Annotated in this window: 22 protein-coding genes; 9 read left to right on the forward strand and 13 right to left on the reverse strand. The window is 62.9% G+C overall.

From position 1 onward, the window contains the following. Positions 1-12 precede the first annotated feature (12 nt). The 6 genes from ureG to urtE all read left to right on the forward strand — a co-directional run bounded on the left by ureG (position 13) and on the right by urtE (position 5,871). Positions 13-630 carry an urease accessory protein UreG gene (gene ureG, locus SIB46_RS08935; protein ID WP_413295796.1) on the forward strand — a complete coding sequence of 206 codons (618 nt, stop codon included), beginning with the start codon at positions 13-15 and terminating at the stop codon, positions 628-630. A 99-nt stretch (positions 631-729) separates the two neighbouring features. Then, positions 730-2,022 carry an urea ABC transporter substrate-binding protein gene (gene urtA, locus SIB46_RS08940; RefSeq protein WP_413295797.1) on the forward strand — a complete coding sequence of 431 codons (1,293 nt, stop codon included), beginning with the start codon at positions 730-732 and terminating at the stop codon, positions 2,020-2,022. 109 nt (positions 2,023-2,131) lie between these two features. After that, a complete protein-coding gene (locus SIB46_RS08945; RefSeq protein ID WP_413295799.1) occupies positions 2,132-3,286 on the forward strand; it encodes an ABC transporter permease subunit in 1,155 nt (384 codons plus the stop codon). Between the two features lie 4 nt (positions 3,287-3,290). Further along, complete coding sequence (urtC, locus tag SIB46_RS08950; protein ID WP_413295800.1) at positions 3,291-4,418, forward strand: urea ABC transporter permease subunit UrtC; 1,128 nt, start codon at positions 3,291-3,293, stop codon at positions 4,416-4,418. After that, the gene (urtD, locus tag SIB46_RS08955) at positions 4,415-5,164 is read left to right on the forward strand and encodes an urea ABC transporter ATP-binding protein UrtD (RefSeq protein WP_413295801.1); all 750 of its coding nucleotides are present in this window, start codon (positions 4,415-4,417) and stop codon (positions 5,162-5,164) included. Before urtC ends, urtD begins: the two co-directional genes overlap by 4 nt. Beyond that, positions 5,164-5,871, forward strand: a complete 708-nt coding sequence (urtE, locus tag SIB46_RS08960) for an urea ABC transporter ATP-binding subunit UrtE (protein WP_413295802.1) — start codon at positions 5,164-5,166, stop codon at positions 5,869-5,871. Before urtD ends, urtE begins: the two co-directional genes overlap by 1 nt. A gap of 9 nt (positions 5,872-5,880) precedes the next feature. On the opposite strand, the gene SIB46_RS08965 is transcribed toward urtE, so the two are convergent. The 6 genes from SIB46_RS08965 to SIB46_RS08990 all read right to left on the reverse strand — a co-directional run bounded on the left by SIB46_RS08965 (position 5,881) and on the right by SIB46_RS08990 (position 11,247). Continuing rightward, positions 5,881-6,126 (reverse strand): DUF1830 domain-containing protein, encoded by a 246-nt coding sequence (locus tag SIB46_RS08965; protein ID WP_413295803.1) that lies wholly within the window; start codon positions 6,124-6,126, stop codon positions 5,881-5,883. 124 nt (positions 6,127-6,250) lie between these two features. Beyond that, positions 6,251-7,042, reverse strand: a complete 792-nt coding sequence (locus SIB46_RS08970) for an aminotransferase class IV (RefSeq protein ID WP_413295804.1) — start codon at positions 7,040-7,042, stop codon at positions 6,251-6,253. A gap of 1 nt (position 7,043) precedes the next feature. Further along, positions 7,044-8,333, reverse strand: coding sequence for an anthranilate synthase component I family protein (locus tag SIB46_RS08975; protein ID WP_413295805.1), 1,290 nt, complete (start codon positions 8,331-8,333; stop codon positions 7,044-7,046). Next, the gene (gene queC, locus SIB46_RS08980; protein ID WP_413295806.1) at positions 8,330-8,998 is read right to left on the reverse strand and encodes a 7-cyano-7-deazaguanine synthase QueC; all 669 of its coding nucleotides are present in this window, start codon (positions 8,996-8,998) and stop codon (positions 8,330-8,332) included. Before queC ends, SIB46_RS08975 begins: the two co-directional genes overlap by 4 nt. A 9-nt stretch (positions 8,999-9,007) precedes the next feature. Continuing rightward, positions 9,008-9,616 carry a 7-carboxy-7-deazaguanine synthase QueE gene (locus SIB46_RS08985; protein ID WP_413295808.1) on the reverse strand — a complete coding sequence of 203 codons (609 nt, stop codon included), beginning with the start codon at positions 9,614-9,616 and terminating at the stop codon, positions 9,008-9,010. After that, positions 9,613-11,247: a CTP synthase gene (locus tag SIB46_RS08990; protein ID WP_413295809.1), complete on the reverse strand. Its 1,635-nt coding sequence runs from the start codon at positions 11,245-11,247 to the stop codon at positions 9,613-9,615. The genes SIB46_RS08985 and SIB46_RS08990 overlap by 4 nt, the downstream gene beginning before the upstream one ends. Positions 11,248-11,300: 53 nt before the next feature. On the opposite strand from SIB46_RS08990, the gene SIB46_RS08995 reads away from it, so the two are divergent. Then, the gene (locus SIB46_RS08995) at positions 11,301-12,008 is read left to right on the forward strand and encodes an SDR family NAD(P)-dependent oxidoreductase (RefSeq protein WP_413295810.1); all 708 of its coding nucleotides are present in this window, start codon (positions 11,301-11,303) and stop codon (positions 12,006-12,008) included. A 2-nt stretch (positions 12,009-12,010) separates the two neighbouring features. Here the strand turns inward: SIB46_RS08995 and SIB46_RS09000 are convergent, their stop codons facing one another. From SIB46_RS09000 to gcvT, 4 genes are read right to left on the reverse strand one after another with little or no spacing between them, the layout of a single operon-like run. Next, on the reverse strand, positions 12,011-12,496 hold the full coding sequence (locus tag SIB46_RS09000) for a Dps family protein (protein ID WP_413295812.1): 486 nt from the start codon (positions 12,494-12,496) through the stop codon (positions 12,011-12,013). Between the two features lie 51 nt (positions 12,497-12,547). Continuing rightward, positions 12,548-13,660, reverse strand: a complete 1,113-nt coding sequence (locus tag SIB46_RS09005) for an RNA polymerase sigma factor, RpoD/SigA family (protein WP_413295813.1) — start codon at positions 13,658-13,660, stop codon at positions 12,548-12,550. Positions 13,661-13,720: 60 nt separating this feature from the next. Further along, positions 13,721-15,535: an aspartate--tRNA ligase gene (aspS, locus tag SIB46_RS09010; RefSeq protein ID WP_413295814.1), complete on the reverse strand. Its 1,815-nt coding sequence runs from the start codon at positions 15,533-15,535 to the stop codon at positions 13,721-13,723. 46 nt (positions 15,536-15,581) lie between these two features. Then, positions 15,582-16,661 carry a glycine cleavage system aminomethyltransferase GcvT gene (gene gcvT / locus SIB46_RS09015; protein ID WP_413295815.1) on the reverse strand — a complete coding sequence of 360 codons (1,080 nt, stop codon included), beginning with the start codon at positions 16,659-16,661 and terminating at the stop codon, positions 15,582-15,584. A 193-nt stretch (positions 16,662-16,854) separates the two neighbouring features. On the opposite strand from gcvT, the gene SIB46_RS09020 reads away from it, so the two are divergent. Continuing rightward, the gene (locus tag SIB46_RS09020) at positions 16,855-17,010 is read left to right on the forward strand and encodes a hypothetical protein (RefSeq protein WP_413295816.1); all 156 of its coding nucleotides are present in this window, start codon (positions 16,855-16,857) and stop codon (positions 17,008-17,010) included. On the opposite strand, the gene speB is transcribed toward SIB46_RS09020, so the two are convergent. Together speB and speE are read right to left on the reverse strand one after the other, a co-directional pair. Beyond that, entirely contained in the window at positions 16,991-17,860 is an 870-nt protein-coding gene (gene speB, locus SIB46_RS09025) for an agmatinase (RefSeq protein WP_413295817.1), read from the reverse strand. The genes SIB46_RS09020 and speB overlap by 20 nt on opposite strands. Before the next feature lie 3 nt (positions 17,861-17,863). Next, entirely contained in the window at positions 17,864-18,712 is an 849-nt protein-coding gene (gene speE / locus SIB46_RS09030) for a polyamine aminopropyltransferase (protein ID WP_413295819.1), read from the reverse strand. Positions 18,713-18,782: 70 nt separating this feature from the next. Here speE and SIB46_RS09035 point away from each other — a divergent pair, with 70 nt between their 5' ends. Beyond that, on the forward strand, positions 18,783-19,517 hold the full coding sequence (locus SIB46_RS09035) for a carbonic anhydrase (RefSeq protein WP_413295820.1): 735 nt from the start codon (positions 18,783-18,785) through the stop codon (positions 19,515-19,517). Here the strand turns inward: SIB46_RS09035 and mazG are convergent. Beyond that, complete coding sequence (gene mazG, locus SIB46_RS09040) at positions 19,494-20,255, reverse strand: nucleoside triphosphate pyrophosphohydrolase (RefSeq protein WP_413297752.1); 762 nt, start codon at positions 20,253-20,255, stop codon at positions 19,494-19,496. The two genes, SIB46_RS09035 and mazG, sit on opposite strands and share 24 nt — an antisense overlap. Positions 20,256-20,269: the final 14 nt, after the last annotated feature.

Here is a 20,269-nt window from a genome sequence, read left to right on the forward strand (position 1 = left end):
GCACGCTGCGCCATGAGTCGTTTGCGGGTTGGGGTGGCTGGCCCCGTGGGGTCTGGCAAAACAGCGCTGGTTGAGGTGCTCTGCCGCCGCCTGCGGGATCAGTTGCAGCTGGCTGTGGTCACCAACGACATCTACACGCAAGAAGATGCCCAGTTTTTGACCCGCGCTGGTGCGTTGGAGCCGCAGCGCATTCGCGGGGTGGAAACCGGCGGCTGCCCCCATACCGCTATCCGTGAGGACTGCTCCATAAACCGCGCTGCGGTGGAAGAACTCGAGCAGGCCTTCCCTGGCTTGGATCTGGTTTTGGTGGAGAGCGGCGGCGACAACTTGGCGGCCAGCTTCAGTCCGGAGCTGGTGGACCTTTGCATCTATGTGATTGATGTGGCCGCCGGCGACAAGATCCCGCGCAAAGGGGGGCCAGGAATCACGCGCTCCGATCTATTGGTCATCAACAAGATCGATTTGGCTCCCCTGGTGGGTGCTGATTTGGCTGTGATGGAGCGCGACACCGTGACGATGCGAGGCGATCGCCCCTGGTGTTTCACCAACCTGCGCAGCGGGAAAGGCGTAGCAGAAGTTCAAGGATTTTTGTTGCAACAACTACCTGGCGCGTCAACTTTTGCTCACTAAGAGCAAAACGGTAGCTGTCAATACAAGAAGGCCGTTTGTGATCCGTATTGTCGAAATTCGCCCAATCGGCGTTCCGCTTCATTCCGTTCGGATTGACTCATGAAGTTCTCCCTTTCCCGGCGCCTGATGGCCGCTGCTGCGGCTTCGGCACTGGGCCTGAGCGTTACCGCTTGCGGTGGTGGTGATCAAGCCTCCAACGTCGAGTACGACGACACCGTGACGGTGGGTATCCTCCACTCCCTCACCGGCACGATGGCCATCTCTGAGTCCACCCTGGTGGATACCGAGAAAATGGCGATCGATGAGATCAACGCCGCTGGCGGCGTTGAAGTCGACGGCAAAAAGTACAAGATCGAGTACATCGTCGAAGACGGTGCCTCTGATTGGCCCACCTTCGCTGAGAAGTCCAAAAAGCTGATCGATCAGGACCAGGTGCCTGTGGTCTTCGGTGGTTGGACCTCGGCGAGCCGTAAGGCGATGCTGCCGGTCTACGAGTCGAAGAACGCCTTCCTCTACTACCCGATTCAGTACGAGGGCCAGGAGTGCTCCAACAACATCTTCTACACCGGTGCAACTCCGAACCAGCAGTCGGAGCCTGCGACGTTCTTCATGTACAAGAACTCGCCTGCCGCTGGTAAGCCCTTCTTCCTGGTCGGTTCGGACTACGTCTTCCCCCGTACCTCCAACACCATCACCAAAGAGCAGCTCAAGTCGCTTGGCGGCGAAGTGGTGGGTGAGGACTACCTGCCCCTGGGCAACACCGAGGTGGCTCCGATCATCGCCAAGATCAAGAAGGCTCTGCCCGATGGCGGTGTGATCATCAACACCCTCAACGGTGACCAGAACGTCGCCTTCTTCAAGCAGATCCAGGACGCAGGCATCACCCCTGCCAATGGCTACTACGTGATGAGCTACTCCATCGCGGAAGAAGAGATCAGCACCATTGGACCTGAGTTCCTTGAGGGCCACTACGGCGCTTGGAATTACATGATGTCCATCGACACCCCGGCCTCCAAGAAGTTCGCTGCTGACTTCAAGGCCAAGTACGGCGCTGACCGTGTGGTGGCTGACCCTCAGGAGTCCGCCTACAACATGGTTTACCTGTGGAAGAAGGCGGTCGAGAAGGCCGGCACCTTCGACGACGACAAAGTTCGTGAAGCCCTGGTTGGCGTCAAGTTCGACGCTCCCCAAGGTCCGATCGAAGTGCGTCCGAACCACCACATCTCTCAGATCGTGCGGATCGGCAAGATCACCTCGGATGGTCAGTTCGAAATCATCGAGGAGTCCGACAACCCCATCGATCCCCAGACCTGGAACCAGTTCGAGCCCACCTCCAAAGGCTTTGCTTGCGACTGGACCGATCCCAGCAAGGGCGAGAAGTACAAGCTCTGATCCTTTGATTCAGGCTGACTCACTCCTTTGAGTGATTCCTCTGGAGGAGTCCCCGTTGGGGCTCCTCCTTTCGTCTTTTCATTGGCTGCTCTCGTCTCCCCCCACTTCTGTGCAACTGCTTTTTGAAAGCCTGTTCAACGGGGTTGCCATCGGCTCGGTTTTGCTGGTGGCAGCACTTGGACTGGCGATCGTCTTCGGCCTGATGGGTGTGATCAACCTCGCCCATGGCGAGCTGATCATGCTCGGCGCCTACACCACCTATGTGGTTCAGCTGATCTTCAAACTGCCTGCGCTGCAGCCGGTTTACAACCTCTACGTCTTAGTCGCGATCCCGCTTGCCTTCATCACCAGCGGTGTGGTGGGGATCCTGCTCGAGCGCACCGTGATTCGCCGTCTCTACGGCAATCCCCTCGAAACCCTGTTGGCCACTTGGGGTGTGAGCTTGATCCTGCAGCAGTTTGTGCGCAGCGTGCCCTTGGCTCAAGCCGCGGGCGTGGTGCTGGCCTTGGTGCTGGGCTTCTCGCTGCCGTTGGTGCTGCCCCAGGATCTCTTGCAGGGTCCGCGCAGCCGTTGGGTGCGCGCCGGTAGCTGGGGCGTTTCGGCTCTTGCTGGTGTGCTGTTCGGCAGCGTGCTGGCTTCGCAGATCAGCAAGATTGCCCGTGCCACATCCCGGAACGTGGATGTGACCGCACCGAAATGGATGCGTGGCGGCATCGAATTCATGGACCTCACGTTCCCGGTGCCGCGCCTGGTGATCATCGTGATCACGATCCTTGCAGTGGTGGGGGTCACCTGGTTTCTGAATCGCAGCGTCTGGGGGATGCGGATTCGCGCGGTGACTCAAAACCGCCAGATGAGTGACTGCCTCGGCATCCCCACCGACACGGTGGACGTGCTGACCTTTGGCATCGGTTCTGGCCTGGCTGGGATCGCTGGCGTGGCCGTGTCGTTGCTGGGATCGGTGGGCCCGAATGTGGGCACCTCCTACATCGTTGGCTGCTTCATGGTGGTGGTGCTCGGCGGTGTGGGCAATTTGCTTGGCACCGTGATCGCCTCCTTTGCGATCGGCTTGCTCACCGACCTGATCGGCGCTGGACGCTTGCTCACGATCTGGCCTGACATGCCAGCTCCGCTGGAAAGCACCGTTCAGTTTTTTGCCACCACGAGCATGGCCCAGGTGATGGTCTTTGCCTTGATCGTGGTGTTCCTGCAGTTCCGTCCCGCGGGCTTGTTCCCGCAGAAGGGACGCATGGTGGAGGCCTGAGCTGATGTTCCAAGCCTTTCAACAACGGCGCTGGCGCTGGCTGGTGTTTTGGGTGGTGATCGTGGCGGTGGTGATTGCTGCTCCGGCGGTTTTGCCGGTGTTTCGCCTCAACCTGCTTGGCCGCTTCCTCTCGCTGGCCATCGTTGCCTTGGGGATTGACCTGATTTGGGGCTTCACCGGATTGCTCAGCCTCGGTCAGGGGATCTTTTTTGCCCTCGGTGGCTACGGCGCGGCAATGTTTTTGCAGCTCAATAGCTCCTCAGGCCAACCGAACGGCATCCCTGAGTTCTTCAGCTTGTACGGCGTTGATCAGTTGCCGTTTTTCTGGGAGCCGTTTCACAACCCGTTGTTCACGCTGATTGCCATCTGGCTGGTGCCAGCACTGTTGGCTGCGCTGCTGGGGAACATGGTGTTCCGCAACCGCATCAAGGGGGTCTACTTCTCGATCCTCACCCAGGCTGCGTTGCTGGTGTTTTTCAACTTCTTCAACGGGCAGCAGAAGCTGATCAATGGCACCAATGGCCTCAAAACCGATGTGACCCAGCTGTTTGGTCAGATGGTGGGGTCCCCAGAGATGCAGCGGTACTTCTTCTGGTTCACCTGCGTGCTGGTGTTTCTGGTTTGGCTGTTTGTGCGCTGGGTGGTGCGGGGCCGCTTCGGCGATGTGCTGATCGCCATTCGTGATGACGAACCACGGCTGCGCTTCACCGGCTTCAATCCCACCCTGTTCAAGACCATCGTGTTTGCCATTGCCGGTGGTTTGGCCGGCATTGGCGGGGCGCTGTTCACTGTGCAGTCCGGCATCGTTTCGCCGCAATACATGGCGGTTCCCTTCTCCATTGAGATGGTGATTTGGGTGGCCGTGGGCGGCCGCGGCACGCTCGTGGGGGCGATCTTCGGCGCCGTTGTGATCATGTATGCCAAGAGCCTGGTGTCTGAGGCCTGGCCCCAGGGCTGGCTGTTCATCCAGGGCGGTTTGTTCATCCTGGTGGTCACGGTGCTGCCGGAGGGCGTTATCGGTTGGTTCAAAACCGATGGCCCGCAAAATCTGCTCGCAAAGTTGGGCTGGGTTCGCCGGCTGGCGACCTATCCCAAGCTTGAAATTGATGGCAATGAGGAGGTGCAGCCATGACGACTCCTCTGTTGGAGTTGCGCCAGATCACCGTCAGCTTCGACGGCTTTCTGGCCCTGCGGGATCTCAACCTCAGCTTGCAGAGCGGCGAGCTCAGGGCGGTGATCGGCCCCAATGGCGCCGGCAAAACCACCTTCTTGGATGTGATCACCGGCAAGACCAAGCCCACCGAAGGTCAGGTGGTGTTCAAGGGGCGCTCGTTGGTGGGCACCCGTGAGCACCGCATCGCCCGACTTGGCATTGGCCGCAAGTTTCAAAGCCCGCGGGTGTTTGAAAAGCTCAGCGTTCAAGAGAACTTGGCTCTGGCGGTCAGTCGCCCGAAGCAGCCACTGGGTTTGTTGTTGGGCCGGCTCACGGCTGAGCAGCGTGATCAGGTGCATCACTTGATGGAGATCGTCAATCTGCAGAACCGCGCTGATTGGCTGGCGGGCTCCCTCTCCCACGGCCAAAAGCAGTGGCTCGAGATCGCCATGTTGGTGGGCCAAGACCCCGACTTGCTGCTGGTGGATGAACCGGTGGCTGGCCTCACCGATGAGGAAACCGACCTAACGGCTGACTTGCTGAAGTCGTTAGCTGGTGAGCACACCGTGTTGGTGATTGAGCACGACATGGAGTTCATTCGCCGGCTCAACAGCCCGGTCACGGTGCTGCATCAAGGCCATGTGTTGTGTGAGGGGTCCATGGATCAGATCCAGCAGGACCCCCAAGTGATTGAGGTTTATCTCGGCACCCAGGAGGAGATGTGATGGAACAGCTCGAGATTCGCGCTTTGAACACCTACTACGGCGAGAGCCACATCCTGCGGGATGTCGACCTCACCGTGAATTCCGGGGAGATGGTGTGCCTGATCGGCCGCAATGGCGTTGGCAAAACCACCTTGCTGAAAAGCATCATTGGCTTGCTCAAGCCCCGCAGGGGTCAGATCAACTTTGCTGAGCAGTGTCTCGACCGCCAGCCACCCCACCAACGGGCCCGCGCCGGTGTGGGCTATGTGCCCCAGGGGCGCGAAATCATTCCCCAGCTCACCGTTGAGGAAAATCTGCTGTTGGGCCTCGAGGCGCGGCCGGGTGGGATGGGTCGTCAGAAACGGATTGATCCGTTTGTCTATGAGCTGTTTCCAATTTTGCGTGACTTCTTACCCCGCAAAGGAGGCGACCTTAGTGGCGGGCAACAGCAGCAATTGGCGATTGCCAGGGCCTTGATGGGCAAGCCGTCGCTGTTGCTGCTCGATGAACCCACCGAAGGCATTCAGCCCAACATCGTTCAAGACATTGAGCAGGCGGTGCGGCGCATCATTCGCGAGCAGGGAATCAGTGTGCTGCTGGTGGAGCAGCACCTGCATTTCGTGCGCCAGGCTGATCGCTACTACGCGATGCAGCGCGGCGGAATTGTGGCTAGTGGCCCCACCAGCGAGCTCAGCCAAGACGTGGTGGAGAAGTTCCTCAGCGTTTGAGCAGCAGCGTTAGTTGCTGCTCACTAACTCAGCTGGTTCTGGGGCGACGAGTTCTCGAATGGGATGGGTCGCCACCAGTTCGGGGCTGCCGATCGAATGGCTCCAAATCTCAACTTCAGCTTCTGGTGGAGCCACAAAGTTCAGAACTTCAAATGGGAAGATGACGCGCTCGAGATAAAAACCATCACTGCCAAAACAGCGCAGGATCACCATCCGATCGTCGTTGTTCCTGTAGCTGCAGCAGCCCAGAGACATGGATCAAGACCTGTTGGACCACCATCAATGCACAAGCATCCATGGGAAACCGTGTCAATCGTCACGCCCTGTTGATTTCAGTGTTGATTTTCTTTTTTCTTCCAAATTGAATAAATCAATTGGTTCAATTTGAACCCAAAAGTTGCACAAACAGAGGCTCTGCGAGCGGCTCAGCGATCTGATTCAAGGGACGGCAATCCAGGCTGTTGAGCAGCAGCGCGGGTTGCTCAACAGCCAGCGAGTCGCCCAGGCGTGCTTCTTGGATCAGCCCCATCGCCACACCCCGGGCGCGCATCACCCCGGGTAGGGCGCCGCTACTCAGCGGCGGCGTCAGCCATTGCCCTCCCTCTTGCACCAGCAGATTGGCGCTACTGCTGCAGCAAAGACCGCCTTGGCTGCTGCGCAGCAGCACATCGCCCGCTCCGGCTTGGCTGGCTTCCAGTCGGGCCAGCACCATGGCGCTGTAGTCCAGGGTTTTGCATCTCTTCAATGGATCCTCGGCCCAGCGCTGCACCCGCTCGCTGATCACCACCTGTTCACGCTGGAAGCTTGGTTGGTGCGGATACAAGCTGCCCCAGCAGCGCCCTTGTGCTTGTGCAGGAGGCTGCAGGCCGCGGCCGCCGCTGCCCCGGCTCCAGTTGATTCGCAGGGCTCCATCGCGGATGCCGCTGCGGCTGATGGCTTCATTTATCCACTGCTCCACCTGCTCCTGATTCGGTGTTTTTGGCAGCTGCAGCCAAGCGGCCCCATCCCGCCAGCGCTGCAGATGCTGCTCGAGCAGTTGAGGTCTTCCTGTTCGAATCAGCAGGGTTTCAAACACCCCATCGGCTAGGCCCAGGCCGCGATCACTCACCGGCACCCCCAAGCTGTCGGGATGGCCCCATTGCTGCTCAACCCAGGCGATGGCGCGGCTCATCTCAACTCAAGGCCCGCAGCAGTGGTTGCACTTTCCATCCCAGTTCTTCGGTTTCAAGTGCTGGGTCGGAGTCGGCCACGATGCCGCAACCGCCGTGGACGCGCACGGTTGAGCCTTTGAGCAACAGGCTGCGAATCAAGATGTTGCTGTCGAAGCTGCCATCGGGGCGGCGATGGAAAAAGCTGCCGCAATAGGGACCGCGCGCTACAGGTTCCAAGGCATTGAGTTGCTGGCAGGTGCGGATTTTGGGGGCGCCGGTGATCGAGCCGCCGGGCCAGCAGGCCCGCAGCAGTCCGGCTAGATCATTGGGATCGCTGAGTTGGCCCGTGACAACGGAGGTGAGGTGATGCACTTGCCGGTAGCTCTCGAGCCCCACCAATTGGGGAACCTCGATGCTGCCGCTGCGGCAGACGCGGCCCAGATCGTTGCGCATCAGATCGACAATCATCACGTTCTCGGCGCGGTCTTTGGCGCTGCACACAAGTTCAGCTGCTGCATCGGCATCGCGGCTCGGATCGTTGTGGCGGGGCCGGGTGCCTTTGATTGGTCTGGTTTCCACCAGCCCATCAGCGCTCACTTGCAGGAACCGCTCTGGCGATGTGCTCAGCACGCCTTCATCGCGGCTGGCCAGCATCAGCCCACCAAAGGGAGCTGGGCACTGCTGGCGTAGGCGCCGGTAGAGGGCCAGGGGGTCCACTGGGCCGTTGAGCTGCTGCTCGGCGCAGGCCGTGAGGTTGGCCTGGAACAGATCACCAGCACTGATCCAATCGCGCACCTGCTGCACTTGGCGGCCGTAATCGGCACTGCTGGTGAGCCATTGCCACCGCGCTAATGGGATCGCTGCATCGCATCCCTCCAGGCTGGGTTGTGGTTCCAGCAGCAATTGCTCCAGTTCCAAGTGTTGCGGGCCTTCACCGCGCAGCTGCAGTTGCCGTTGCTGCAGATCTAGTTCGATCACCACCTCGTAATGGCCGGCCCAGAGCTGAGCCATCTGCGGGCGGTGCCAGTGCGTTCCTAGCTCACTCCAGGCGGCGGCCTCATAGCTGAGCCAGCCGAGCCAGTGCCCGGGCCCGCAGGCGAAGGCCTGCTGCAAGGTGGCAAACGGATCGCTGGCTCCCGGATCATTCGGCAAGCCATCGCAGCGCACCTGCTCGCTGGGGCCAGCCGCCAGCACGGCATAACGGCCGCGCTGGGTGCCATCGCCATCAAGCCACACCAAGCCCTGGTGGCCGTAGCGCTGCTGCAGGGCCGCTGCGAGCTGCAGGGGTTCCCACCAGGGCAGCGGGTTCATCGGCTGGCCAGATCAGGCCGCCCGGCTTCGCGTAAGGCGGCATCACGAATGCGGCAGCTGTCGCAGACGCCGCAGGGCTGCTCCCCGCCGGCGTAACAGCTCCAGGTGCTGGCAATTGGCACGTTGAGCCGCAGGGCCTCCTCCACGATCTTGGTTTTGCTCCACTCCACCAGCGGTGCCCAGAGCTGGGTGCCATGGCCTTCGCGGCCGCTGCGGCTCGCAAGATTTGCCAGGCGTTGATAGGCCTCGAGGTAGTCCGGCCGGCAGTCGGGATAGCCGGAGTAGTCGATGGCGTTGACCCCCAGCACCAGGCGCTCGGCGCCTTTGGCTTCCGCCAGGCTCAGCCCAAGGGCAATGAACACCGTGTTGCGGCCGGGCACGTAGGTGCTGGGGATCACACCGTCTTGCACGCCTTGATCGGGCACGGGTTGATCCAGGTCGGTGAGGGAGGAGCCACCCCAGGCCGCCAAGTTGACATTGATTGTGTGGTGCTCAGCGAGGCCCAGGGCTTGCGCCACCTCAATGGCCGCCCTGAGCTCCCGTTGATGGCGCTGGCCGTAGTCAAACGAGAGGCCAATGACACGCTGGCCGGCTTCTCTGGCCAAGGCTGCGGCGGTGGCGGAATCCAGCCCGCCCGACAGCAGGGCAATGGTGGTGCTGCTCATAGCAACGGCTTAGCGCACCCCCAGCCATTTGTGGCTTTGCAGGCTTAGGCGCCAGAGCGGGTGGTTGCGCACAAACTCAACGGCCAGCTGCTGTCCTTGGGGGCTGTCCCAACCGGGCTGCAGCAACCATTGCGCTTGCGGTGCCTGAGCGGCCATGGCCTCGGCAAAGGCCAAATCCTCGGGCCCATGCACCACCGCTTTGAGTTCATTGCAGCGAGCCAGCAGCTCTTGCGTTGGCGGTTTGTGGGCTTTGGGAGACAGGGTGATCCAGCTGAAGCTTCCGCTGAAGGGATCCACACCGCTGGTTTCCAGATGGCGCGGCAATGTTGGCGCCATTTCCGTGAGGGTTTGGCAGAAGCCATCGAGGTTGTGATGCAGGGGCTCACCACCGGTGATCACCACAAAGGCCGCCCCTTGCTGTTGGGCCGCCGCGGCTTCAGCGGCGAGGGCTTGGGTCTCTAAGGCCGGGTGGGCCGTTTGCGGCCAGGAGTGTTTGGTGTCGCACCAGCTGCAGCCCACCGTGCATCCGCCCAGGCGGATGAAGAAGGCGCTGCGGCCGGCATGCAGACCTTCCCCCTGCAGGGAATGGAAGGTTTCCACCACCGGCAGGCTGCTCACGCGCGCTGGCTGATGGCTTCGCTGGGGGACTGGGGCAGCCGCTGGCTGGCGGCTTGGATCAAGCCGGTGAACAGCGGATGGGGTCGGCCCGGCCGCGAGAGGAATTCGGGGTGGTACTGGCAGGCGAGGAAATAGGGATGGCCTTTGAGTTCGATCAGTTCCACCAAGCGGCCATCGGGCGAAACGCCGGAGATTTCATAGCCCGATTCCAGGAACAGATTGCGGTAGGCGTTGTTGAACTCGTAGCGGTGGCGGTGGCGCTCGTAGACCACCTCTTCGCCATAGAGCTCATGGGCCTTGGTGCCCGGTGAGAGCCGGCAGGGGTAGACGCCCAGGCGCATGGTGCCGCCCAGATCAACCACGTCTTGCTGCTCGGGCAGCAGGTGAATCACCGGATGGGTGGTGGCTGGTTCCAGCTCGGCGCTGGTGGCCCCCGCCAGTCCGGCGGTGTTGCGGGCCCACTCGATCACCGCTGTTTGCATGCCCAGGCAAAGGCCCAGGAAGGGCACACGCTGTTCGCGGGCCCAGCGGATGGCAGCGATCTTGCCGTCGACGCCGCGATTGCCAAAGCCGCCGGGCACCACCACCGCGTCCATGCCTTTGAGCAGGCCATCGGCACCGTCTTCTTCGATCTGCTCGGCGCAGATCCAGTGCAGATCCAGGGCGCTATCGCAATGGATGCAGGCATGGCGCAGCGCTTCAACAACCGAGAGGTAGGCGTCGTTGAGTTGCACGTATTTACCCACCAGGGCCACCTTCACGGCGGGCCCGGGATTGCGCAGCTTCTGCACCAACGCTTCCCAGGAGGCCATGTCGCTCTCGTGGTCCTGCAGGTTCAGGGCATCGAGCACCTGGCGGCAGAGCCCGCCTTTCTCCAGGGCGATGGGCACGGCATAGATGCTGTCGGCATCCAGGGAGGGCACCACCGCTCGGGTGGGCACGCCGCAGAAGCCGCCGATCTTGGCCTTGAGTTCGTCATCGATCGGCCGATCGCTGCGGCACACGAGGATGTCTGGCTGGATGCCGATCGAGCGCAGCTCCTTCACCGAGTGCTGGGTTGGCTTGGTTTTCAGCTCACCAGAGGTGCCGATGAACGGCAGCAGGGTGACGTGCACATAGGCCAGGTCGTTGCGGCCCACATCGCCGCGGAATTCACGGATGGCTTCGAGGTAGGGCAGCGATTCGATGTCACCGACGGTGCCGCCGATCTCGGTGATCACCACATCGGCATTGCTGTTGGCGGCCACGCGGTGGATGCGATCGCGAATCTCACCGGTGATGTGGGGGATCACCTGCACGGTGCCGCCGTTGTAGTCACCGCGGCGCTCTTTGTTGATGACCGATTGATACACCGAACCGGTGGTCACGCTGTTCAAGCGCGACATGGCGGTGTCGGTGAAACGTTCGTAGTGGCCCAGGTCGAGGTCGGTCTCGGCGCCGTCTTCGGTGACGAATACCTCACCGTGTTGGAAGGGGCTCATGGTGCCCGGATCCACGTTCAAGTAAGGATCCAGCTTCAGGATGGACACCCGGTAGCCGCGGCTTTTCAGCAGCCGGCCCAAGCTGGCAGCCACGATTCCTTTGCCGATGCTGGAGACAACTCCGCCGGTGACAAAGACGAACTTGGCCATGGGCTGATCGGCAACATGCCAATTTACCGCTGCAGTCCACCAGCTTTGTCGCCGTGCGCACCCTCTTGATCAGTGGCGCCAGCCGCGGGATTGGCCGGGCCATCGCTGAGCGCCTGCTGGCTGATGGCCACCGGCTCAGCTTGGGGCTCAGAAACCAGCAAGCCCTAGCTGGCACCTCCTTGGATCCAGCCGTTGCTGGCGCTGATCGGGTGCTGCTGCATCCCTATGACGCCGAGGATCCGGCGGCCGCTAATGCCTGGGTGCAAGCCAGCACCGCCCATTTCGGCGGGTTCGACAGCGTGATCCATAGCGCTGGGATCTTCAGCCGGGCTGGAGTGCTGTTTGAGGCGGGTCAAGAAGAGGAGATCAACCGCACCATGGCGGTGAATTTGATGGGGCCCTGGTGGCTGACGCGGGCGGCCTGGCCGCAGCTGGCGGCCCATGGTGAAGGGCGCTTGCAGCTGTTGGTGTCGATGAGTGGCAAACGCAGCAAGGGGCGTTTAGCGGCCTACACCGCCAGCAAATTTGCCCTGCTTGGGCTCTGCCAAACCATGCGTAACGAAGGCTGGGAGGCGGGCATCCGTGTGACCGCCATTTGCCCGGGCTGGGTGAACACCGATATGGCCGCGGCCGTTCAGGCCATCCCCGCAGAGGCGATGACCCAACCGCAAGACATCGCCGATCTTTCGGCGGACTTGCTGCGCCTGCCCAACACAGCGGTGCCGTTTGAGCTGGCGATCAACTGCACCCTGGAGCGCTGAGCTCAGCCCTCGAGCAGTGCCCGCAGCATCCAGGCGGTCTTTTCGTGGATCTGCAGCCGCGCATTGAGCAGGTCAGCGGTGGGGCCATCACCAGCGGCCTCCGCTAGAGGCAGCACGCCGCGGGCGGTGCGGGCCACGGCTTCATGGCCTCGCACCAGCTCAGCCACCATGGCCATGGCTTCCGGTGATTCGTTGCACTCCTCAATGCTGGAGAGCTCGGCGTAGCGGCGGCCTCCCGTTGGAGCCAGCTGGCCGAGGGCGCGAATCCGCTCGGCGATTTCATCGAGAGCTGTCCACAGCTCGGTGTACTGCTCCATGAACAGCGTGTGCAGCGAGGTGAACATCGGCCCGGTCACGTTCCAGTGGAAGCCGTGGGTCTTGAGATAGAGCACGTAGCTGTCGGCCAAGAGGCGGCCTAAGCCCTCGGCAATGTCCAGGCGTTGGTTGGTGGGGATGCCGATGTCGATGGGGGGAGCGAGATGGGCCATGACGGCTGGGGCTGGAGATGAAGCAGTGGGTTGGCGGGAGGACTGGGAGACCTAATCGAGGTCTTCCATGTAGTCGCGGACGCGGCCGCGGCGTTCGGGCAGGCGCAATTTGTGCAGCGCCCGCGATTCGATTTGGCGCACCCGCTCGCGGGAGAGATCAAGGGTTTTGCCAATTTCCGCCAGGGTTTGGGGCGTGTCGTCATCGAGCCCGAAGCGCAGCCGGATCACGCGGGCTTCGCGGCCGCTGAGTTCATTGAGCAGCACGAGCAAATCGTCGTGGAGCTTTTCGCGGGTGAGCCGCTGCTCGGGGGTGGGCATGCCGTCTTCGAGCAGGTCGCCCAGTTCGGTGTCCATGTCACGGCCAACGCGGGTGTCGAGGGACACCGAGCGCGGCACCCGCATCAGGGTTTGGCGCACCACCTCTTCAGAGAGCTGAAGTTCTGTCGATAGATCCTTGAGGGTGGCGGTGCGGCCCAGGCGGCTGGCGATGTCGCGTTGGGCTTTTTTGATGCGGTTGAGCTTTTCGGTGATGTGCACCGGTAAGCGAATCGTGCGGCTCTGGGTGGCGATGGCGCGGGTGATCCCCTGGCGGATCCACCAGTAGGCGTAGGTGCTGAAGCGGAATCCGCGGGTGGGGTCGTACTTCTCAACGCCCCGCTCCAGGCCGAGGGTGCCCTCTTGCACCAGATCGAGCAGCTCCATGCCGCGGTGCTGATATTTCTTGGCAACGGCTACCACCAGGCGCAAGTTGGCCTGGATCATGCGCTCCTTGGCGCGGCGCCCATGCAGCAGTTGCCGCTGCAGATCGCCGGCGCTCATGTTCAGCAGTTCGGCCCAGGCCTTGTTGCCCGCCTGCACCTGGGCGCGTAGTTCGGCCGCGCTTAGCCCACAGGCCTGAGCCCATTGGCTCTGGGAAGGTTGATGGCCCAGCTTTGAGGTTTCCCGCAGCCGTTGCTCCTCAAGAGCCTCCAGGCGGGCGACGTCGGGGTGTTTTGAGCAAAGGCCGCGGCGCTCCACCACAAGCTGCTCTCGCTTTTGGACAAGCCGGGCGAGGGTGAGCTCTTCTTCATGGCTGAGCAGGTCGACGCGGCCGATGTCCTGCAGATACAGGCGCACGAGGTCCGCTGTCGAGCGGCGTTTGGAACTGGCCTGACGGTTTGTCATGGCCGCTCCCATAGGACAGTCTCAACTTGGACTTATCTGCGACAAGGGGAAAATTCTGATTCAGTTTTCTTCCGGTTCCACCCAGGTGCTCGCCACATGCAATTCCTCCAGTTGCTTGTCGCTGGCACCGCCTGGGGCTGATGTCATCAGGCAGCGGGCCTGTTGCGTCTTGGGGAAGGCGATGGTGTCGCGGATCGATTCCTCGCCCGCCAGCAGCATCACCATCCGATCCAGGCCAAAAGCAATGCCGCCGTGGGGCGGGGCGCCCATCTCCAGCGCTTCGAGCAGGAAGCCAAATTGCTCTTGGGCTTCCTCTTGGGCCAGGCCAATGGTCTGCAGCACCTGGTTTTGCAGGGCTGCATCGTGGATGCGCAGCGAACCGCCGCCCAGCTCCAGGCCATTGAGCACCAGGTCGTAGGCCTGGGCGCGGGCCTGAGGCAGCCGCTCGCTCCATTGGGCTGGATCGTCGCCCAGGTCCTCGGGATTGGCGGCGCAGAAGGGGTGGTGCAGCGCTTCGAGCCGGTTTTCGTCGGCGTTGAATTCGAACATCGGGAAATCCACCACCCAGAGGAAGTTCCAGGCCTCAGCCGGCACCAGCTCCAGCTCTTTGGCCAGGTATTGGCGCACCCGATCAAGGGCCTTGTTCACCGTGGCGGTATCGCCAGCGCCAAACAGGATCAAGCTCCCCGGCTCGGCGCCGGTGCGCTGCAGCAGCTCGGCTTTTTTCTCATCGCTGAGGTTGTCTTTGATGGCGCCGATGGTGTCGATCTCACCGCCGTCGCGCACGCGGATAAACGCCAAGCCGCCGGCTCCAGCTTTTTGCGCTTCGCTGAACACATCACCACCGGGCTTGATGCGCACATTGCTGACCTTGTCATTGCCGCCGGGCACGGTGATGCACTTGACCGAGCCACCAGCGGCAACCGCGCCGGAGAACACCTTGAAGCCCATGTCGGCAACGATGTCGCTGACGCTCACCAGCTCCATGCCGTAGCGGGTGTCGGGGCGATCGGTGCCGTAGCGCTCCATGGCCTCATGCCAGGTCATGCGCGGCAGTGGCAGCGGCAGCTCCACCCCTTTCACCACCTTCCAGATGCGGGCGATCAGGCGCTCATTGAGATCGAGGATCTGCTCTTGATCCAGGAAGCTCATCTCCATGTCCAGCTGGGTGAATTCCGGCTGGCGATCGGCCCTGAGGTCTTCGTCGCGGAAGCAGCGGGCCACTTGGTAGTAGCGCTCCAGTCCGCCCACCATCAGCAGCTGCTTGAACAGCTGCGGTGATTGGGGCAGGGCAAACCATTCGCCACCGCAAACGCGCGATGGCACCAAGTAGTCGCGGGCGCCCTCCGGGGTGGAGCGGGTCAGCACCGGGGTTTCCACTTCGATGAAGCCCTCGTCTTCGAGGAAGCGGCGGGCGGTTTGCACCGTTTGGTGCCGCAGGCTGAGGTTGCGGCGCATGCGCTCGCGGCGCAGATCCAGGTAGCGGTGGCGCAGGCGCAGCTCCTCGCGCACCTGCTCGTCGTCGTGCACTGAAACCGCAAAGGGCAGGTTGCGGCTGGGGGCATTGAGCACCTTCAGGCGCTGGGCCAGCACTTCCACCTCGCCAGTGGCCAAGCGCTCGTTGCGGGATTCATCGGGGCGGGCGCGCACCCGCCCTTCCACCTGCAGCACCGTTTCATTGCGCAGGTGTTCAGCAACGGCGAAGGCCTCGGCGCCCAGATCGGGGTCCACCGTGATCTGAACGGTGCCACTGCGATCACGCAGGTCGATAAAGATCACCCCGCCATGGTCGCGGCGGCGATCCACCCAGCCGCTGAGCAGAACGGTGCTGTCGATGGCATCGCTGCGCAGATCGCCGCAGGAGTGGCTGCGCATGGTGGGGGAACGTCAGTAACCCCGGATGATCCCACGCGGCGGGTGCCTACCCCTGCCGCCGGTAGAAGGGTCGCCTCACCACCATCGCTGGTTCTTGGCGGCCGCGGATTTCCACCATCAGTTCGTTGCCGAGCTTGGCCAGATCCGCCCGCACCGAAGCCAGGGCGACCGGGTGCTCCAGGGTTGGCGAGAAGGTGCCGCTGGTGACGACCCCTACGGGCTCACCGTTGTGCAGCACCGGGTAGTCGTGGCGGGCGATGGCCCGGCCTTGCAGCTGCAGCCCCACCAGCTTGCGGCTGACGCCTTTAGCGGTTTGGCGCTCGAGCGCTTCGCGGCCCACAAACTCGATCGGCATCTCCAGGTGCACCAGCCAGCCGAGGCCACATTCCAGCGGGCTGGTGTTGGCATCCATGTCGTTGCCATAGAGGTGCATGGCCGCCTCCAGGCGCAGGCTGTCGCGGGCGCCCAGGCCGCAAGGGGCCACGCCGCCATCGAGCAGCTGGCGCCACAGGGCTTGGCCGGCGCTGGCTGTAAGCAACAGCTCAAAGCCGTCTTCGCCGGTGTAGCCGGTGCGGGCGGCAAACACGGTTTCTCCATTGATGGTCAGGTCGCGGTGGCCAAACCGGGGCACACCGGCCAGGCTTTCGCCGCAAAGCTGCTCCAGCCGGCCCACCGCTTCAGGGCCCTGTAGTGCCAGCAGCACGCCACCCGCCTTGCGGTCGCTGACGCTTACCCCTTGGGGTTCGAGTTGTTGTTTGATCCAGGCGGTGTCGCTGCCGGCGCAGGCGGCGTTGATTACCACCACCACTTCGGTGTCGCTGCGGTCGTAAACGATCAGGTCGTCGCGGATGCCACCGGCTTCATTCAGCAGCACCGTGTATTGGGCTTCGCCGGGGCCAATGCGCTGCAGATCGCTGGGCACCAGACCCTGGAGTTTGTCTTTGACGCTTGAGCCCGTGAGGGTCAGCACGCCCATGTGGGAGATATCGAACACACCGCAGCGTTGCCGCACAGCCCGGTGCTCGGCCATCAGGCCCTCGAATTGCACCGCCATCTCCCAGCCGGCAAACGGCACCATGCGGCCACCGGCTTCACGGCAGAGCTCAAATAGGGGGGTGTGCAGCATCGCGGCGGGCCACAGATTTGCTTCAGTCTCCCGTAGACAACCTGGGGATTGTGGTGCGGCCCATTGGCGCCACTGATGACGTCATTACGTTGAAACCACTTCAAATGGGTGGATGTCAGCTAGGCCCTGCTGCCGCAGTTGTCGCCACTGCCATCCGGCAGCGGATGCTTCCTGGTGCCGGCTGCGCGGGGTGATGCTGCATCCCGATCTGACGGCGGATTTGAGCTGCCATCACTGGACCGCCAAGCCGCCAGAGCTGCCGGACTGGGGCCATCACGAGCATCAAGGCGTCAAACCCGCCGATAGCCAGCAGCTGCGGCTCTCCGGCCTTACGGCGCCGCGAGGCTGATCAGCAGGCTGCGCACCACCTTGGCGGCCAGCACGCTGCTGCAGCCGCTGGCATCGAGTCCGGGCGCTAGCTCCACCACATCAGCGGCCACCAGGTTTTGCCCCTGCAGCAGAGCCGTTAGCTCAGCGAAATCAGCCCACAGGTAGCCGCCCGGCTCGGGAGTGCCGGTGCCGGGCATCACCGAGGGATCAAACCAATCCAGATCCACGGTTAAGTACAGCGGCCGGCCTTGGATGGCCTGCAATCGCGCGGCCAGTTGCTGTAACCCCACCAGCCGTTGTTCGCGCCACAATTCCCGAAATTCCTCCTTGGTGCCGCTGCGGATGGCGAGTTGCAGGAGCTCACCGCTGGGTAACACCTCCAAGCAGCGCCGCATGGCGCAGGCATGGCTATGGCGGCCACCCAGCCAGCTCTCGCGCAGATCGGCATGGGCATCGAGCTGCAGCAGCACGAGATCCGGGTAGCGCTCAGCCACAGCGGCCACAGCGCCGCTGCTGATCGAGTGCTCGCCGCCCAGCATCAATGGTTTGAGTCCAAGATCCAGCACGGCTGTGGTGGCTTGCTTCACGGCCTCCACCACCGGTTCGGGCGCCCCAAAGGAGATCTCAACAGCGCCGAGATCAGCGAAGGCGATCTCCTCGAGATCCGCATCCAATTGGGGGTCGTAGGTCTCCAGGCCATCGCTTACTTGGCGAATGGCGGCTGGGCCAAAGCGGGTGCCGGGGCGAAAGGAGGTGGTGCCGTCGTAGGGCACTCCAAACAGGCCCACCTGGCAGCCGCTTGGATCGCGCTGGGCCCCCATGTAGATGGCGCCATCGCGGTTGAACAGCTCCTCGGGGATCGCCGTCATCGTTTACGCCTCCAAGGCCCGCTCGATGCCGGCGGGGATTGCATCAAAACCTCCCCGCTGCCAGCGGGGGCTCCAGATCTCACAGCTGGCGGCCACAGCAGCAGCGCGTTCTGGTTTGGCTTGGCGGTAGCGGGCGCAATCATTGGCGGCAAAGGTCCAGCTCCACCAGCCGCTGGGATACATGGGCACCCAGCCGTAGAGCGGATCGGCATGGCCGAACACCTCGCGCAGTAGTTGAACCGTGTCGAGGTGCACCTGGCGGAAGGCTTCCGGTGATTCGCTTTGGGTGCCGAACACACCGCCAGGCCTCAGCAGGCGGCGGCAATGCTCGAAAAAGGCGCGGTTGAACAGCCCTTCGGCGGGGCCGGCTGGATCGGAGCCATCCACTAGCACCACGTCGTAGCTCGCGTCAGCGGCATTAGCGGCCCAGGCAATGCCATCGCCGATCGTGAGCTGCAGCCGCCGATCGCTCCAGGCACTGCCGCCGATGCTGGGCAGGTGCTGCTGGCTGAGCTCCACCACGCGGCCATCGATTTCCACCAAATCCAGCTGCTGCACCTCCCCATGGCGCAGGCACTCGCGGGCGGTTCCGCCATCACCGCCGCCGATCACCAGCACCCGTTCAATGCGCTCAGCGCTGCAGAGGGCCGGATGCACCAAGGCCTCGTGGTAGTGCCGTTCTTGCTGCTCTGCGGTCATCCAGCAGCCATCGAGCAGCAGCCCTTTGCCGTAGCGCTCGCTGTCGATGATCGTGACGCGCTGAAACGGGCTTTGCTCCTCATGCAGCACCGCACCGGCAAGGCCATAGCGCACCCCGTTGTGGTGTTCATCGATCCAACCGGGGCTGGTCATGGCGGGTTGTGGTGGCGGCCGATCACTCCAGCTAAGAACGGACCAAGCACCCTTGTCAGGAGGGACCTCGATGGGCAGCAGCCGCAGGCAGCTTTTGCAGACCTTGGGACTGGCAGGTTTGGGGTTGGCTTGGCGGCCGCAGCCGGCGATCGCCGGCGCTGCGGCTCCCTCGCTGTTGGAGCGGCTGGATGTGTGCAGCCCCCACGACGACCCACTGAAGGCCTTGCAGACGGGCAATGCCCGCTTTGCGGCGGCCTGGAGCCGGGCGGCCCAAGAAGACGACCCGCAGCTGCGGATGACCGTGCTGCAGGCTCTGCTGGGGGAACACTGCCAGGTGGATCCCAAGGCCCTGGCCAAAGGCCAACACCCCTGGGCAGCCGTGCTCACCTGCGCCGATTCGCGCATTCCGGTGGAGTGGATTTTTTGCGCTGGTGCGGGGGAATTATTTGGTGTGCGCAGTGCTGGCAATACCGCCTTCAACGAAGGGGTGGCCTCGCTGGAATACGCCGTTGAGCTGCTGCAGGTGCCGCTGATCTTGGTGATGGGCCACAGCGGCTGCGGGGCCGTGACGGCAGCCTTGGGCAAAGACCCCTTAACGCCGCTTTTGGAGGAGTTGGTGACGCCGATCCGTGCGGCCTTGGAACCGCGCGATGACCTGCCTCGCGGGATTCAGCACAACGCGGTGTATGCCGCTGCCCAGCTCGCTGAGCGCAGTGCGGTGCTGCAGCAGGCCGTCGCTGAAGGCCGGCTCAAGATCCAACCCAGTTATTTCGATATCGCCTCAGGCGCCGTCACTTTGCTCTGAGCGCAGCTCAGCTTTGGCCTGCTGCCAGAGGCCTTCGAGTTCTTCGATGTTGCGGCCGGAGAGGTCGCCACCGAGGGCGGCTTCCACCTTGGCGAAGCGCTGCAGGAAGCGCTGGTTGGTGCCGTTGAGGCCTTCCTGCGGGCTGAGTTCACACCAGCGCGCCACGTTCACCAGCGTGAACAGCAGATCGCCCAGCTCGCTTTCGGCGTGGCCCTGATCGCCGCTGGCCACCGCTTCTTTGAGCTCATCGAGCTCCTCATGCACCTTCTCCCAGACCCCCTCCATCGAGTCCCACTCGAAGCCAGCAGCGGCGGCTTTGCGGGAGATCGCCATGGCCCCAGCTAAGGGCCCCAAGCCGCGCACTTTGCGGCGCAGGCGATCGCTGAGGCTGGCGTCGCTCTGGCCGCGGGCGGCGCGCTCTTCAGCCTTGATCTCCTCCCAGCTGCGGGCTTCGCCGCCAAAGACATGGGGATGGCGGCGCACCAACTTGGCGCTGATGCCTTCGGCGATCTGGGCCAAATCAAAGGCCTGCCGCTCGGCAGCGATCTGGGCATGCAGCACCACCTGCAGCAGCAGATCACCGAGTTCATCGCTGAGCTCTGTGTCATCACCTGTGCGCAGGGCATCGGCCACCTCGTGGGCCTCCTCCAGCACGTAGGGCAGCAGGGATTGATGGGTTTGCGCCAAATCCCAGGGGCAGCCGCCTTTGGGGTTGCGCAGTTGGGCCACCACGGCCATCAACTTGTCGATGG

This window comes from Synechococcus sp. MIT S9452 (assembly GCF_047304245.1).
Lineage (GTDB): Bacteria > Cyanobacteriota > Cyanobacteriia > PCC-6307 > Cyanobiaceae > RCC307.

Coding starts and splice junctions, on each gene's coding strand:
- SIB46_RS09020 (WP_413295816.1), top strand. CDS start 16,855: ATGCTGCATCCCGATCTGACGGCGGATTTGAGCTGCCATCACTGGACC.
- urtA (WP_413295797.1), top strand. CDS start 730: ATGAAGTTCTCCCTTTCCCGGCGCCTGATGGCCGCTGCTGCGGCTTCG.
- urtE (WP_413295802.1), top strand. CDS start 5,164: ATGGAACAGCTCGAGATTCGCGCTTTGAACACCTACTACGGCGAGAGC.
- SIB46_RS08990 (WP_413295809.1), bottom strand. CDS start 11,247: ATGGCCAAGTTCGTCTTTGTCACCGGCGGAGTTGTCTCCAGCATCGGC.
- SIB46_RS09005 (WP_413295813.1), bottom strand. CDS start 13,660: ATGACAAACCGTCAGGCCAGTTCCAAACGCCGCTCGACAGCGGACCTC.
- gcvT (WP_413295815.1), bottom strand. CDS start 16,661: ATGCTGCACACCCCCCTATTTGAGCTCTGCCGTGAAGCCGGTGGCCGC.
- SIB46_RS09000 (WP_413295812.1), bottom strand. CDS start 12,496: ATGGCCCATCTCGCTCCCCCCATCGACATCGGCATCCCCACCAACCAA.
- queC (WP_413295806.1), bottom strand. CDS start 8,998: ATGAGCAGCACCACCATTGCCCTGCTGTCGGGCGGGCTGGATTCCGCC.
- ureG (WP_413295796.1), top strand. CDS start 13: ATGAGTCGTTTGCGGGTTGGGGTGGCTGGCCCCGTGGGGTCTGGCAAA.
- SIB46_RS08975 (WP_413295805.1), bottom strand. CDS start 8,333: ATGAACCCGCTGCCCTGGTGGGAACCCCTGCAGCTCGCAGCGGCCCTG.
- aspS (WP_413295814.1), bottom strand. CDS start 15,535: ATGCGCAGCCACTCCTGCGGCGATCTGCGCAGCGATGCCATCGACAGC.
- speE (WP_413295819.1), bottom strand. CDS start 18,712: ATGACCAGCCCCGGTTGGATCGATGAACACCACAACGGGGTGCGCTAT.
- urtD (WP_413295801.1), top strand. CDS start 4,415: ATGACGACTCCTCTGTTGGAGTTGCGCCAGATCACCGTCAGCTTCGAC.
- mazG (WP_413297752.1), bottom strand. CDS start 20,255: ATGGCCGTGGTGGCCCAACTGCGCAACCCCAAAGGCGGCTGCCCCTGG.
- SIB46_RS08970 (WP_413295804.1), bottom strand. CDS start 7,042: ATGAGCCGCGCCATCGCCTGGGTTGAGCAGCAATGGGGCCATCCCGAC.
- speB (WP_413295817.1), bottom strand. CDS start 17,860: ATGACGGCGATCCCCGAGGAGCTGTTCAACCGCGATGGCGCCATCTAC.
- urtC (WP_413295800.1), top strand. CDS start 3,291: ATGTTCCAAGCCTTTCAACAACGGCGCTGGCGCTGGCTGGTGTTTTGG.
- SIB46_RS08965 (WP_413295803.1), bottom strand. CDS start 6,126: ATGTCTCTGGGCTGCTGCAGCTACAGGAACAACGACGATCGGATGGTG.
- SIB46_RS09035 (WP_413295820.1), top strand. CDS start 18,783: ATGGGCAGCAGCCGCAGGCAGCTTTTGCAGACCTTGGGACTGGCAGGT.